Raw genomic sequence first — 13,186 nt, forward strand, 5'->3', positions numbered from 1 at the left:
GGAATATCAGATGTTTCCACCGATACGCTGTTGGTCAGGTTTTTGAGCGATGCTTGGAATGTAAGACTGCACGTGCAGCCGTTCCCTTCACATGCTTCGTGACAGGAGCTTTTGCCAGCACATAATGGATGATGCCCAGCTTTCTGAGACGTCCACGCGGCGCTTCAGCGACCTGAAGGGGTGTTCTGTGTCTGGGACCATTGGCTGCCAGAAACTGCATCATGCGTCGCCGGGATGTCTCATTTCGGGCCAGCACCAGAGGACGAGGCGCGAAGGAGCGTCTCTCCACGGGAGCCACGCCTTCATCCTGAAAGCCCTGATCAAGCAGGTCGGCCATTTCTCGCGTGCGTTCGGCATTGGATGAAGCTCCCATCACCACACCCACAAGCCGCACATTTTCACGGAGGGCTGAGGCCACGAGATTGAGGCCCGCCTGCGCCGTGTAACCGGTCTTCATGCCATCTGCGCCCGGATAGAAACGCAGCATGGGGTTGTGGTTCGGGATTTCCCGTCCATGGAAATAGAACATCGATGTCGAGAAATAATGATAATCTTCCGGGAAATCGGAAATGAGACGACGTCCCAGAGTTGCCAGATCCCGCGCTGTCGTAACCTGATCCGGGTCCGGCAGGCCGGAAGCATTGCGGAAGGTCGTAGCCGTCATGCCGAGTGCATGGGCCTGTCCAGTCATCATGGCGGCGAAGTGGTCTTCATCGCCGCCGATCAGTTCACCGAGCGCACAGGCTGCATCGTTGGCCGATTTCGTGACGAGGCCCAGAATGGCCTGCTCGACCGTGATATAACCGCCGGGAACAAGGCCCAGTTTTGAAGGCTCGCGAGTCGAGGCCCTGACGGACACGGGAACGGCCTGATCAAGAGAAATCTGTCCACCCCGAAGTGCCTGGAAAGCCATGTAGAGAGTCATGAGCTTGGTCAGGCTTGCCGGATAACGCTGCAGATCGGGATTTACCTGTGCCAGCACAGTCCCTGTGCGTGCGTCTTCAATAAAGGCGCTCATCCGTCCGACATACTGGGCTTGCGCGGCATGCGTGGCCGCCAGCGATGCCGTGACGAGGGACAGTGTGATGCCTTTTTTCAAAAGACCTGCAAACGGCATGGATCTTCTGGCAGCTTTTGAGCCTGAGTCAGCGTTTTTATCGCTGTACGTGAGCCGCGTCGCTTCGGTCCTCAGGATGGGATGGGGCGAATCATTTTTCATGGCGAAGCGCGCAATGTTCCAGGCAGGAGACGAAGTGAACCGAAAGCTTAGCAGTGCCGAATCCATCGTCTAGGGTAAAAGTGCTAATATTTCGAAAAAACAGCATCATCAAGGCACCCTTCCGACAACTTCTTTTTAATATGCCTGAGGAACACTCCCTCTCACAATCGCAGTATGGAAATGGTTGCAGGGCGGACGTGCTCTGGCCGTATTGTTCCGCGATTTTTGTTTGCATGCAGGCCGCCGGGGTTTACAGAGAGGTACGCCAGTCGCGGTGATTGAACTTCGACGCGAAGCATAAACAGGCACGTCGGGGAGCAGCCAAGTAGGGTTGATGACGGAGAATACCGAAGACAACACATCCGATATCGGCGTAATGGTCCGGACGGTTCCGAAGACCAAAAAGCCGTCGATGTACAAAGTTCTCATGTTGAATGATGACTATACGCCGATGGAATTCGTCGTGCACGTTCTTGAGCGGTTCTTCAGCAAGAACCGGGACGAGGCGACCAACATCATGCTGCATGTGCATAAGAAAGGCGTCGGGGTTTGCGGCGTCTTCACTTATGAAGTGGCGGAGAGCAAGGTTGCGCTCGTGATGGATCTGGCGCGCCAGAATCAACATCCTCTGCAATGCACGATCGAGCGCGACTGACTCTGTCTGTATGTGAAAATGACGATGCAGGTAAGCACGGCGCGTAATTGCGAGAGCCTTACCTGAGATGCGACGACGCAGGCTTCCACGAGTGAAACCTGCGTTTTTTTACTGAATCTGCTGACTGACCAGAAGCCGCCCCATCCTGTCCGGAGAGGGCGGCTTCCTGTTTTGGTCAGATCACAGATCAGCTGTCGTGCTCATCCTTGGTGGAGCTGACATCGATATCTGAGCTGATGTCATCAGCATCATCGTCCAGATCGGATGTGTCTTCCATGACATCGTCGTCATCATCGTCATCATCGTCATCGGTGCTTTCGATGTCGCTTTCCACCGGCTTGGGGGCTTTGACGGGCGCGGCGGGAATGTGGTCGCTGGTGCGCTTCAGACGAGGAACCTCAACCGGCTGTGCAGCACCGCATTTCGGGCAAACTGCCGGTTCTGAGTTGAGGTCGTAGAAGCGCGCACCGCACGACACGCAAACGCGTTTGGAACCGAGTTCGGGCTGGGCCATGTTGAACCTGTCGATCGTATTCGTGGCAGGGGACGCGAGTCCCCGACGGCATTATGGCGCGGCCATCAGGGCAGCACCCAATCTAAGGGGTGGCGACATGCCAGTTCAGATGAGCGCCGTCAACCAAGCAAAGAAGAATCGCCCTTCAGATGCTCTGCGGCGGAAGTTCCCATTTTTGCCTTAATTTTCCGTTGGTATACGTCGGTGTAATCTTGGATCGGTTTCGTGTGGTTTCAGGGGGCACGTAATGAACCGGGGGCGAACGGTGTTCTTTCGGTCTTTGGCGGTGAGCGCCATGGTGGGGCTGGCCGCATGTAGCAGCGGCGGTTCACGGCCGGGCGGAAGTCCGTCGCAGTGGGGGCGTGGCGATTATACGGCGCCCGGACCCTCAAGCGATCCATGGGGACCCTACATCCGCGAGGCTTCCAGCCGCTTTTCGGTTCCCGAGCCTTGGATTCGCGCCGTCATTCATCAGGAGTCGGGTGGGCAGGAATATCAGCACGGCCGTCTGACCCGATCCGGTTCCGGGGCGATGGGCCTGATGCAGCTCATGCCTGCTACGTGGTCTGAACTGGCTGGGGAGTTTTCGCTGGGTAACGATCCTTACGAACCCCACGACAATATCATGGCCGGCACCGGCTATATCCATCAGCTTTATGGCAAGTTCGGATCGCCCGGCTTTCTGGCGGCCTATAACGCCGGTCCCGGTCGTCTGGAGCAGTATCTTCAGACGGGTGACCCTCTGCCGGATGAGACGGTCAACTATGTGGCATCCATCAGTCCTCACCTGAATGATGCCGTGCCGGGTGCTGTCGGTGGAAGCGCGCCCATCATGGTGGCGCAGGCGAGCACGGCTGTCGCTCTGGTTCCTGCCTATGAAACCGGCTATGCAACGGCTCAGGCGCCTGTCAGTGGGCCGGTGGCAAGAACGGGGGATGGCTGCCTGCGAAATGTTGATGCGGCGTATGATCCATCCAACTGTCTGGTTGACCGGGACACGCCGCATGCTGATCCCGCTCCGACTTCCTTGCCGCCTCCACAGCCCGCCATTCAGGTTGCGTCTGCCGCTCCGGCTCCCGTTTCTACGGCAACTTCCGCACCTCAGGAGGGGTTGCCGCATGAACTGGCCAGTTATGTCGAACCTTCTTCCACCCGGGTTGCGCCGCGTGTGATGCCTGCGGTGTATACGACGCCGGCCGTGACACGTCCCATGGTGACGCGGGGGGGAGGCTGGGCCGTGCAGGTGGGCGCATTCTCTTCCGGCAACGACGCGCGCATTGCGCTGGCGCAGGCGCAGGCGATCATCGGCAATAATGGTGTGAATCCGGTCGTTGCAAAGGCTTCTCCGGCCGCGAATGCCCTTTACCGGGCGCGTCTGGTTGGGTTCGCCGCGCAGGATGCGACAACCGCCTGCCGCATCCTCCATAGCCATTCCGTTGCCTGCTTCGCGGTGCCGCAATCGACCTGACGCCTGTGCATCAGGCGTTGCGATCCGCATAGGGCTCGGCTAGACCCGCGCCTCTCCGGGAGATTGATCCAGCAGCCCGGCAACCGGGAGTGGGATGGATGGCGCGAAACCGAGTTCGTAAGGGACGGCCTCTGGACGGCTGGCTCGTGATCGACAAGCCGACAGGCATGACGTCCACCGCTGTGGTCAGTATCGTCAAGCGGGCGTTCAATGCCCAGAAAGTCGGCCATGGGGGCACTCTTGATCCGCTGGCGACAGGTCTGCTGCCGATTGCGTTGGGCGCCGCGACCAAGACGGTCCCCTACATCATGGACGGCACCAAGAAGTATCATTTTACCCTGAAGATGGGTGAGGCCCGCGACAGCGATGACGCCGACGGCACTGTGACGGCAACGTCGGATGTGCGCCCGTCTGACGATCAGTTGCGGCAGGCTACAGTCAATCTGACTGGCGACATCATGCAGGTGCCTCCCGTGTTTTCGGCGCTGAAGATTGCCGGTGAGCGGGCTTATGACATGGCGCGCGAGGGTCGTCCTCCGGAATTGCCGCCGCGTCCGGCGCGGGTGGACCGCTTTGAACTGATCGATCGTCCGGATGCCGATCATGCCGTGTTCGAGGTGGAATCCGGCAAGGGCGTCTATATGCGGTCGCTGGCCCGCGACGTTGCGCTGGCGTGCGGAACAGTGGGCCATATCGCCGTGTTGCGTCGTTTGCGGGTCGGTCCCTTCACGGAAGCAGATGCAATTTCGCTGGACAAAATCGTCGCGAGCGCCGAAGAAAGCCCCGCTTCACCGGAGCTTCTTCGTCCGGTCTCGACCGCGCTGGCCGACATCCCGGCGCTGGCCCTGATGCCTGACGAAGCTGCCCTTATCCGGCATGGACAAGCCCTTGGGCTGATGGATTTCATCGGACGCATCCCGGAAACGGGACCGGACGATGTGGTCCGCATGATGGACGGTGAGGCTGTGCTGGGCTTGGGTCGCCTTGAAGATGGGTGGCTGAAGCCTGTTCGTTTGCTATGACTTTTGGAGACGACGATGTCGATCACCGCAGACCGCCGTACGGCGCTTATTGAAGAATACCGCACGAATCCGACCGATACGGGTTCGCCGGAAGTACAGGTTGCGATCCTTACGGAGCGTATCATCAACCTGACCGAGCATCTCAAGACGCACGCGAAGGATTTCCATTCGCGTCGTGGTCTGCTGGTGATGGTCGGCAACCGTCGTAGCCTGCTCGACTACCTGAAGCGTAAGAGCCAGACGCGTTATGAGACGCTGATCGGTCGCCTGGGTCTGCGTCGCTGATTGCAGTCCGGACAAAAGGGAATGCTGCCGGTCACTCTGCTGTTTTCCCTGTGCCGATAATCCTGTAAGGATTCGCCCGGGGTTCCGCTTTTGTGGAGCCTCGGGTTTCTTTATGTCCGGATGGTCCGGGCAATAACATGAGCCGGTCCGCGCTCGCGGAGGTTCGGTCCAGGCCACGGCGTTTCAGGCCACATGGCGTTCTGGCGTGCTTCGCCAGCCACCATGCCGTCCGAGACGCTGTCTGCCTCCGATCTCTCCACTTCCGGAAAAGCCAAGAAGGGCTGTTAGACAGGTCCTCTCCGGAATTGCGATAAGGGTCGGCCCGAAAGGTTCGACATAAGAATGTTCAATTATTTCCGTAAAGAAATTGAGTGGGGCGGTCGTCCGCTGATTCTGGAGACCGGCAAGATCGCACGTCAGGCTGACGGCGCGGTTGTCGTGACATACGGCGAGACGGTTGTTCTCTGCACCGCCGTCGGTGCCAAGACCGTGAAGCCGGGGCAGGATTTCTTCCCGCTGACGGTCAACTATCAGGAAAAAGCCTACGCTGCTGGCAAGATCCCTGGTGGGTTCTTCAAGCGTGAAGGCCGTCCGTCCGAGGCTGAAACGCTCAACTCGCGTCTGATCGATCGCCCGCTCCGTCCGCTGTTCCCTGAAGGGTTCCGCAACGAGGTTCAGGTCATCACGACGGTTCTGAGCCATGACATGGAAAACGATCCGGCTGTTCCGGCGCTGATCGGTGCTTCCGCAGCGCTGACGCTGTCCGGCATCCCGTTCTTTGGCCCCGTGGCCGCCTGCCGCGTCGGTTACAGCAACGGCGAGTATGTGCTGAACCCGACGGTTGACGACGTGAAGGAGTCCGCTCTGGATCTCGTCCTCGCCGGAACATCCGAGGGCGTGCTGATGGTGGAATCGGAAGCCAGCGAGCTTTCCGAGTCCGTCATGCTGGGCGCGGTGAACTTCGGTCATGCGGCATTCCAGCCGGTCATCGAAGCAATCATCGCTCTGGCCGAGCATGCGGCCAAAGCGCCGTGGGAAATGGCAGGCCCGACCAAGGAAGCCATCGCTCTTCGCAAGAAGGTCGATACGCTGGGTCGCAAGTTGCTGACCGCCGCCTACAAGGAAAAGGCCAAGCAGGCTCGTTACGAGAAGGTCGGCGCAGCCAAGAAGGTCATCATCGAAAAGCTGACGGATGCCGGTCTGGATGCCGACGCCGCCAAGCCGATGATCAAGGATCTTGAAGCCGATATCGTTCGTGGTTCGGTGCTTGATACAGGCATGCGTATTGACGGTCGTGATCTGGTAACGGTCCGTCCGATCGTTTCCGAGGTCGGTATCCTGCCGCGTGCACATGGTTCCGCGCTCTTCACCCGTGGTGAGACGCAGGCGCTGGTCATCGCCACGCTGGGCACCGGTCAGGACGAGCAGATCATCGATGCGCTCGAAGGCGAATATCGCACCAACTTCCTGCTGCATTACAACTTCCCTCCGTTCTCGGTTGGTGAGTGTGGTCGTACGGGCTCGCCGGGTCGTCGTGAGATCGGTCATGGCAAGCTGGCATGGCGCGCGATTCATCCGCTGCTGCCGACGAAGGCCGAGTTCCCCTACACCATGCGTGTGGTTTCCGAGATCACGGAGAGCAACGGTTCGTCTTCCATGGCGACGGTCTGCGGTTCTTCTCTCGCGCTGATGGACGCCGGGGTTCCCTTGAAGCGTCCGGTTGCCGGTATCGCCATGGGCCTCATCAAGGAAGATCGTGGCTATGCCGTGCTCTCCGACATTCTTGGCGACGAGGATCACCTCGGCGACATGGACTTCAAGGTGGCCGGAACCGAGCAGGGCATCACAGCCTTGCAGATGGACATCAAGATCACGTCCATCACGCCGGAGATCATGGAAATCGCGCTGGAGCAGGCCCGTGGCGGTCGTCTCCACATTCTTGGCGAGATGTCCAAGGCGCTGACGGAAGGTCGTTCGGATGTGTCGTCAACGGCACCGAAGATCACCACGATGAGCGTGCCCAAGGAAAAGATCCGCGACGTGATCGGAACCGGTGGCAAGGTTATCCGTGAGATCGTCGAATATTCCGGCGCGAAAGTGGATATTGGTGACGATGGCACCATCACCATTGCCGCATCGTCCGAGGAGCAGGCCGAGAAAGCCATTTCCCGCATCAACGGCATTGTCGCTGAGGCTGAAATCGGTCGCATTTATGACGGTAAAGTCGTCAAAACGGCAGATTTCGGCGCATTCGTAAACTTTCTTGGCGCAAAGGACGGTCTGGTTCACATTTCCGAACTGGGGCAGGGCCGCGTGGCCCGCACCACGGATGTCGTGAAGCAGGGCGATGCGGTTAAGGTGAAGGTCATTGGTTTTGATGACCGCGGCAAGGTAAAGCTGTCCATGCGGGTTGTGGATCAGGCTACCGGTGCCGATATCACTTCCGACGTGGGTGAGAAGCCGGCTCGCGCTCCGCGCCGCGAGGACTGAGGTCCTTTTCTCGGGATGATTGAACGGGCGGGCGTCGCGGCGACAGGCTGCGGCGCCCGTTTGCCTATGGCGCCTTAAACACCGGCAGGTTAAGAGACGCCAATGCGAGCGGCACCAACAGGGATGACGACAGGACAGGCATGAAGGCGATTAACGCAGTTAGGTTGGGGGGCGTTGAAGTCCTGCCTCTGGTCGAGGGCGGGAAGGGCGTTTCTGTCTCGACTGGCGAGTCCGCTGGCGCGTGGGCCGCAGCGGGCGGTGTCGGCACGATTTCGGTCGTGAATGCCGACAGTTACGACGAGAACGGACATGTTGTTCCCCAGATATACAGGGGACGCACGCGTCGTGAACGGCACGAGGAACTGATCGATTATGCCATCAAGGGTGGTATCGCGCAGGCGAAGATCGCTCATGAACGTGCTGGCGGAAAAGGGCGCATCCACGTCAACATCCTCTGGGAAATGGGTGGGGCGGAAGATGTTATTGCAGGCGTCATGGAAGGCGCGAAAGGGCTGATTCACGGGGTGACATGCGGCGCAGGCATGCCGTACCGTCTGTCGGACATCGCCACCAAATTCGGCGTTCATTATTATCCCATCGTATCGTCTGCCCGAGCTTTCAATGCATTGTGGAAGCGGGCTTACAGTCGGACGGCAGATTTGCTGGGCGGCGTGGTGTATGAGGATCCTTGGCGCGCCGGTGGCCATAACGGTCTGTCCAACACCGAGAACCCGCTTGTGCCGGAAGATCCCTATCCCCGTGTGGCGGCACTCCGCAAACTGATGCAGACCTTCGGGCTGGGTGACACCCCCATCATCATGGCCGGTGGCGTATGGTGGCTGGAAGAATGGCAGGACTGGCTCGATAATCCGGAGCTGGGACCCATTGTTTTTCAGTTCGGAACCCGGCCGCTGCTGACGCAGGAAAGCCCGATTCCGGAAGCATGGAAAGCCCGGTTGCAGACCCTGAAAAAGGGGGATGTCTATCTCAACCGCTTCTCGCCGACAGGTTTTTACTCATCGGCTGTGAATAACAGTTTCATGCAGGAGCTGAGAGAGCGTTCCGAACGGCAGGTAGCGTTTTCCACCGAACCTGTGGGCGAACTCGTGGCTCAGTATGGCATCGGTGCCCGCAAGCGTGCCGTGTTCGTTGCCGAGGCCGATCTTCTGCACCTCAAGGTGTGGGAAGCTGAGGGCTTCACGGAAGCGATGCGGACGCCTGATTCGACGCTGATTTTCGTGACACCAGAGCGTGCCCGGGAAATTCTCTCGGATCAGGTGGCCTGCATGGGGTGTCTGTCAGAATGCCGCTTCTCCAACTGGAGCCAGCGTCCTCCGGAATACAGCAATGGCCGGAAAGCTGATCCGCGTTCCTTCTGTATCCAGAAGACGCTTCAGGCGATCTCCCATGCTGAGGGTCCTGATCAGGAAACTGTTGCCGACCATAACCTGATGTTCGGGGGCACGAACGCCTGGCGCTTTGCGACGGACCCGTTCTACTCGAACGGCTTCGTACCCACGGTGAAGCAACTGGTCGAACGGATCATGACCGGACGTTGAGAGGCCACATAATCATGTTGACTGGACGGAAAGGCGTTGCCTTCCTGCGGGGATTACTGCTCGCAGGGAGCATGGTGCTGACGACCTCGTCGTGGGGAATCCATGCGGCACACGCTCAGGCAGCGCTTTCTCCGGCTGATCGTGGCTGGGTCATTCGCGTGCAGGACGCGATGAACGCCACGACCACCATGAAAGGGCGATTCGAGCAGACTGCGCCTGACGGCCAGCGCACGACCGGAACAGTGTGGCTGGCGCGACCGGGGCGGATGCGGTTTGAATATGACAAGCCCAGTCCGCTGCTTCTGGTGGCCAATGACGGCAAGGTCGTTTTCCGCGATACACAGCTCGACCAGACAACTGAAATTCCTCTGGACCGCACACCTTTAGGGTTGTTGCTCAGTCAGCATGTTTCTCTGTCCGGGGATGTGACGGTCACGGATTTTCACCATGACAATGGCATGGTTCAGATTTCCGCTGTGCGCACTGCCGCGCCGGGAGAGGGAACGCTGGTAATGTTTCTTTCGGAGCAACCCCTGGCATTGCGTGGCTGGCTCGTTGTGGATGCGCAAGGCCGACAGACACGCGTCTCACTGTCCGATATTGTTCAGGGTGTGAGCGTGTCCGATAACCTGTTTGCATTGCCGAAAGAAAACTGACGCTCCGGGAGCAATGTCCCGGCCTGTTTGATACGGCGTTCATTTTCATCTGAATGATAAATTTGGGGTGGCTTTTGCTGGTAAGAAGCAAAAGCTTTGCTTCGCCCGCTTTCGGAAAAGCATAGGCTATTTCCAATAGATGATTGCTTGGAAATGATTTATTTTGGGAGAAAAACCGAACAGATGGTGGGCACAACAGGGATTGAACCTGTGACCCCTACCATGTCAAGATAGTGCTCTACCGCTGAGCTATGCGCCCATCTGTTCGGTAAGCGGGCTTTTACAAGGCCTTCTGGAATAACGCAACCCCGCTCAAAACAATTTAGTGTAGTTTGCTCGAATGTGCCGCGCGTTTCCGATATCCTGATCCCTATGCTGGACCAGTCACCCCCATCTTTCCGTGATATTTCCGGAACTTATGATGATTCAGAGGCGCTTGAAACCGATCGGAATCCGGTCGTGCTGGTGGCCCGTCCAACAGCCAACGCGATTCCCCTCATTGTATCTTCCCCTCATTCAGGGCGCGATTACACGGCTGAATTTCTCGCCCGCGTGCGCCTTCCTCTTGATGTCCTGCGGAGTGGGGAGGATTTTCACGTCGACACTCTTGTCGCCTCCGCCCCGTCGCATGGCGCGACGCTGGTGTCCGCAACCTTTCCGCGTGTCATGTGCGACCCCAACCGGGCCTCGCTTGATCTGGATCCCTCACTGATAGCGGATGCAGGTGCGGCTGAACTCATGCCAACCGCCCGGGGACGCGCCGGGCTCGGCAGCGTGCCGGGGGTGGTGTCCGGCGGGCGACAGCTCTACTCCGCGAAGCTTTCCATGGCTGAGACGACCGCGCGACTACGCCGGTACTGGCACCCTTATCATGGGACATTGACGAGCATCGTGGATGAAATGAAGGCGCAGTATGGCTTCTGCGTCCTTCTGGACATGCATTCCATGCCTCCCGGCGTGGATGGTTCCAAGGCCGATTGCGTGATCGGGGATCGTTTCGGCACGTCGAGCAATCTTCACTATGTCCAGACACTGGCACGGAGCCTGCTGGCGCAGAATATGCGCGTAGCCCGAAACCACCCATTCGCCGGCGGTTTCATCACCAGTTATTACGGGCGACCGGAAGAGCGCGTGAGCACCATGCAGCTTGAACTGAACCGCGCCCTTTACATGAATCGCCGGGCTGGTGGCGGCTGCGGCCTCAATCCACGTTTTGCTGAAAAAATCGATCGTGTGATTGCCGATATGGCGCGCTGTGTTGCTGAAGAAGTGGAAAAAGGCTGATCACGTCACAAGGTATGGACCATGATCCGGAACGCCGTGGCAAAATGCACATCGGCGGCATCCGTTGCATCCTGATTGAGGCGGATATCCACGCTGGGTTGTGACGTTACATAGAGCTGGCAGTTACCACTCTCCACCTGATCCAGATGGTTCGTCACGCAAACCGCGTGATGGGAATTGATAATGCTTTTCAACAGGGGCGTGCCTGCACCTTCGGCAGATATCACAGCGACGAACTGTTGCTTGTCCAGCATGCCGAGGCTGACGGCAAATGCGTGCATCGTGACTCCCGAGACGGAGTCATTGGTGTCGCCGAAAATGGCGGCGACTTCCTGAGCTTCCATTTGCGAGCCCGGTATCTGTTCATTGTAGACGACCGCGATGCCGATCTTGCCCGTCGGCGGCGGAACGACGAAGTGCAAGGTCTCGCCCAGAATCGAGACGTCCTTGCTATCGAACGCAGCCGCCTGCGCAGGCAGACTGATAGTCAGCACGTACAGGCCGCTACATGCGGTCAGGAATCTGGCTGCCCTGTGAATGATGTTTATGCGCTGCACAACTTCCGACCCAATCACCGAGCCGAATAATTGTACAGAGCTATTGAAGAAAATTTAAGCACGCCCCGCTTTTGGGCGAGTGTTGCTAAAGAGGAACAGTTTCTCCGGTCGCGGCAAGCCACGCACTGATCTGTGCCGCTGGATCATCGGCGAGAATGAAGTCTGACACTGCGGCAACACAGTCCGCTCCTGCGGCGAGACATTCCGGTGCACGCGCCAGTGTGACGCCCCCGATCGCCACGAGCGGCAGATCCCCGATACGCTTGCGCCATTCGGTCAGTTTGGCTGTTCCCTGTGGCCCAAATGCCATTTTCTTAAGTCGCGTCTCCCAGACAGGGCCAAGCGCTACATAATCCGGCTTCGTCGCAAGCGCGCGGTCAAGCTCCTCCACGCTGTGCGTGCTGAGACCGAACCGGACGCCCGCGTTACGAAGGGCGTCCAGATCAGCCGTATCGAGATCTTCCTGCCCGAGATGCACCCACGGAGCCTCGCAGGTCATGGCTTCCCGCCAGAAATCATTGACGACCAGAGTGACGCCATGCCGTCTGGCGAAAACCATTCCCTCTTTCAGTTCCGCAAGAAGATCAGCCCCGCTTTTGTCTTTGATGCGCAGCTGGACGAAACGGGCACCAGCGTCTCCAAGACGATCAACCCAGAAGGCGCGATCCACGACGGGGTAGATTCGCTGGGGAAGACGCGAAACAGTCATGCGAGCACCGGCTTTCCAAGAAGGGGAGTGGAGGGGGCCGCCATGTCGCGTGCCTCCATCGGGTCGGCAAGACGGGCCAGTGCGCCCGCCTCGACAGCGAGACGAAACGCCCGCGCCATCGCCGCCGGGTCGCCTGCCTTGGCGACCGCTGTGTTGATCAGGACGGCGTCGTAGCCGAGTTCCATGGCCTGTGCCGCATGGGACGGAACGCCGATGCCTGCATCCACCACCAGCGGAATTTCGGGGAAGTGAGCACGAAGAGCACGCAGACCGAATACATTGTTCAGTCCCTTGCCTGAGCCGATTGGTGCGCCCCACGGCATGAGCACTTCGCATCCGGCAGCGAGGAGGCGCTCAGCCACGACGAGATCTTCCGTGGTGTAGGGAAAGACCTTGAAACCCTCGGCGGTGAGGATGCGGGCCGCCTCCACGAGACCGAACACATCTGGCTGAAGCGTATCGGACTCGCCGATCACTTCCAGCTTGATCCAGTCCGTCTCAAAGACTTCGCGAGCCATGTGCGCAGTGGTCACGGCTTCCTTGGCTGTGTGACACCCGGCCGTGTTCGGCAGCACCGGCACATTGAGATCGCGGATCAGAGACCAGAATGCCTGACCGGCTTTCTGCCCGGCGGATTCCCGGCGCAGGGAAACGGTAATGACGCCGGCATGCGCTGCCTTCACGGCGGCGGCGAGGATCTCGGGCGAAGGATATTGCGCGGTGCCCAGCATGAGCGGCGAGGCCAGAGTGGTGCCGTAGAATTGCATC

General features: G+C 58.9%; 13 protein-coding genes and 1 tRNA gene. 8 read left to right on the top strand and 6 right to left on the bottom strand.

What is annotated here, in order from left to right; genetic code table 11:
- Positions 1-34: 34 nt before the first annotated feature.
- Positions 35-1,117, bottom strand: a complete 1,083-nt coding sequence (locus GOB81_RS05615; RefSeq protein ID WP_173569394.1) for a D-alanyl-D-alanine carboxypeptidase family protein — start codon at positions 1,115-1,117, stop codon at positions 35-37.
- 436 nt (positions 1,118-1,553) lie between these two features.
- Between GOB81_RS05615 and clpS the strand changes: the two genes are divergently transcribed.
- Positions 1,554-1,874: an ATP-dependent Clp protease adapter ClpS gene (clpS, locus tag GOB81_RS05620; RefSeq protein WP_173569395.1), complete on the top strand. Its 321-nt coding sequence runs from the start codon at positions 1,554-1,556 to the stop codon at positions 1,872-1,874.
- Between the two features lie 187 nt (positions 1,875-2,061).
- Here clpS and GOB81_RS05625 read toward each other — a convergent pair whose 3' ends face one another.
- On the bottom strand, positions 2,062-2,388 hold the full coding sequence (locus tag GOB81_RS05625) for a TIGR02300 family protein (protein ID WP_173569396.1): 327 nt from the start codon (positions 2,386-2,388) through the stop codon (positions 2,062-2,064).
- Between the two features lie 247 nt (positions 2,389-2,635).
- Here GOB81_RS05625 and GOB81_RS05630 point away from each other — a divergent pair, with 247 nt between their 5' ends.
- The 6 genes from GOB81_RS05630 to GOB81_RS05655 all read left to right on the top strand — a co-directional run bounded on the left by GOB81_RS05630 (position 2,636) and on the right by GOB81_RS05655 (position 9,868).
- On the top strand, positions 2,636-3,856 hold the full coding sequence (locus GOB81_RS05630) for a lytic transglycosylase domain-containing protein (protein ID WP_242010076.1): 1,221 nt from the start codon (positions 2,636-2,638) through the stop codon (positions 3,854-3,856).
- A gap of 98 nt (positions 3,857-3,954) precedes the next feature.
- Positions 3,955-4,878: a tRNA pseudouridine(55) synthase TruB gene (gene truB / locus GOB81_RS05635; protein WP_173569397.1), complete on the top strand. Its 924-nt coding sequence runs from the start codon at positions 3,955-3,957 to the stop codon at positions 4,876-4,878.
- 15 nt (positions 4,879-4,893) lie between these two features.
- A complete protein-coding gene (gene rpsO / locus GOB81_RS05640; protein ID WP_173569398.1) occupies positions 4,894-5,163 on the top strand; it encodes a 30S ribosomal protein S15 in 270 nt (89 codons plus the stop codon).
- 342 nt (positions 5,164-5,505) lie between these two features.
- On the top strand, positions 5,506-7,653 hold the full coding sequence (pnp, locus tag GOB81_RS05645; protein ID WP_173569399.1) for a polyribonucleotide nucleotidyltransferase: 2,148 nt from the start codon (positions 5,506-5,508) through the stop codon (positions 7,651-7,653).
- 140 nt (positions 7,654-7,793) lie between these two features.
- Entirely contained in the window at positions 7,794-9,212 is a 1,419-nt protein-coding gene (locus tag GOB81_RS05650; protein ID WP_173569400.1) for an NAD(P)H-dependent flavin oxidoreductase, read from the top strand.
- 14 nt (positions 9,213-9,226) lie between these two features.
- Positions 9,227-9,868 (top strand): LolA family protein, encoded by a 642-nt coding sequence (locus GOB81_RS05655; RefSeq protein WP_173569401.1) that lies wholly within the window; start codon positions 9,227-9,229, stop codon positions 9,866-9,868.
- 184 nt (positions 9,869-10,052) lie between these two features.
- Here the strand turns inward: GOB81_RS05655 and GOB81_RS05660 are convergent.
- Positions 10,053-10,127, bottom strand: a tRNA-Val gene (locus GOB81_RS05660).
- 83 nt (positions 10,128-10,210) lie between these two features.
- Here GOB81_RS05660 and GOB81_RS05665 point away from each other — a divergent pair.
- The gene (locus tag GOB81_RS05665) at positions 10,211-11,152 is read left to right on the top strand and encodes an N-formylglutamate amidohydrolase (RefSeq protein WP_173569402.1); all 942 of its coding nucleotides are present in this window, start codon (positions 10,211-10,213) and stop codon (positions 11,150-11,152) included.
- A 5-nt stretch (positions 11,153-11,157) separates the two neighbouring features.
- Here the strand turns inward: GOB81_RS05665 and GOB81_RS05670 are convergent, their stop codons facing one another.
- The 3 genes from GOB81_RS05670 to GOB81_RS05680 form a co-directional block, all read right to left on the bottom strand.
- The gene (locus GOB81_RS05670; RefSeq protein WP_173569403.1) at positions 11,158-11,646 is read right to left on the bottom strand and encodes a hypothetical protein; all 489 of its coding nucleotides are present in this window, start codon (positions 11,644-11,646) and stop codon (positions 11,158-11,160) included.
- 148 nt (positions 11,647-11,794) lie between these two features.
- Positions 11,795-12,418, bottom strand: coding sequence for a thiamine phosphate synthase (locus tag GOB81_RS05675; RefSeq protein WP_173569404.1), 624 nt, complete (start codon positions 12,416-12,418; stop codon positions 11,795-11,797).
- Complete coding sequence (locus GOB81_RS05680; protein ID WP_173569405.1) at positions 12,415-13,185, bottom strand: thiazole synthase; 771 nt, start codon at positions 13,183-13,185, stop codon at positions 12,415-12,417. The genes GOB81_RS05675 and GOB81_RS05680 overlap by 4 nt, the downstream gene beginning before the upstream one ends.
- Between the last annotated feature and the right edge of the window lies 1 nt (position 13,186).

It is taken from the genome of Acetobacter conturbans, from assembly GCF_011516755.1.
Taxonomy (GTDB): Bacteria; Pseudomonadota; Alphaproteobacteria; order Acetobacterales; family Acetobacteraceae; genus Acetobacter; species Acetobacter conturbans.

Bases quoted from the DNA above. Each gene is read 5' to 3' on its own strand.
- GOB81_RS05615 (WP_173569394.1), bottom strand. From the start codon at position 1,117: ATGCCGTTTGCAGGTCTTTTGAAAAAAGGCATCACACTGTCCCTCGTC.
- clpS (WP_173569395.1), top strand. From the start codon at position 1,554: ATGACGGAGAATACCGAAGACAACACATCCGATATCGGCGTAATGGTC.
- GOB81_RS05625 (WP_173569396.1), bottom strand. From the start codon at position 2,388: ATGGCCCAGCCCGAACTCGGTTCCAAACGCGTTTGCGTGTCGTGCGGT.
- GOB81_RS05630 (WP_242010076.1), top strand. From the start codon at position 2,636: ATGAACCGGGGGCGAACGGTGTTCTTTCGGTCTTTGGCGGTGAGCGCC.
- truB (WP_173569397.1), top strand. From the start codon at position 3,955: ATGGCGCGAAACCGAGTTCGTAAGGGACGGCCTCTGGACGGCTGGCTC.
- rpsO (WP_173569398.1), top strand. From the start codon at position 4,894: ATGTCGATCACCGCAGACCGCCGTACGGCGCTTATTGAAGAATACCGC.
- pnp (WP_173569399.1), top strand. From the start codon at position 5,506: ATGTTCAATTATTTCCGTAAAGAAATTGAGTGGGGCGGTCGTCCGCTG.
- GOB81_RS05650 (WP_173569400.1), top strand. From the start codon at position 7,794: ATGAAGGCGATTAACGCAGTTAGGTTGGGGGGCGTTGAAGTCCTGCCT.
- GOB81_RS05655 (WP_173569401.1), top strand. From the start codon at position 9,227: ATGTTGACTGGACGGAAAGGCGTTGCCTTCCTGCGGGGATTACTGCTC.
- GOB81_RS05675 (WP_173569404.1), bottom strand. From the start codon at position 12,418: ATGACTGTTTCGCGTCTTCCCCAGCGAATCTACCCCGTCGTGGATCGC.
- GOB81_RS05680 (WP_173569405.1), bottom strand. From the start codon at position 13,185: ATGCAATTCTACGGCACCACTCTGGCCTCGCCGCTCATGCTGGGCACC.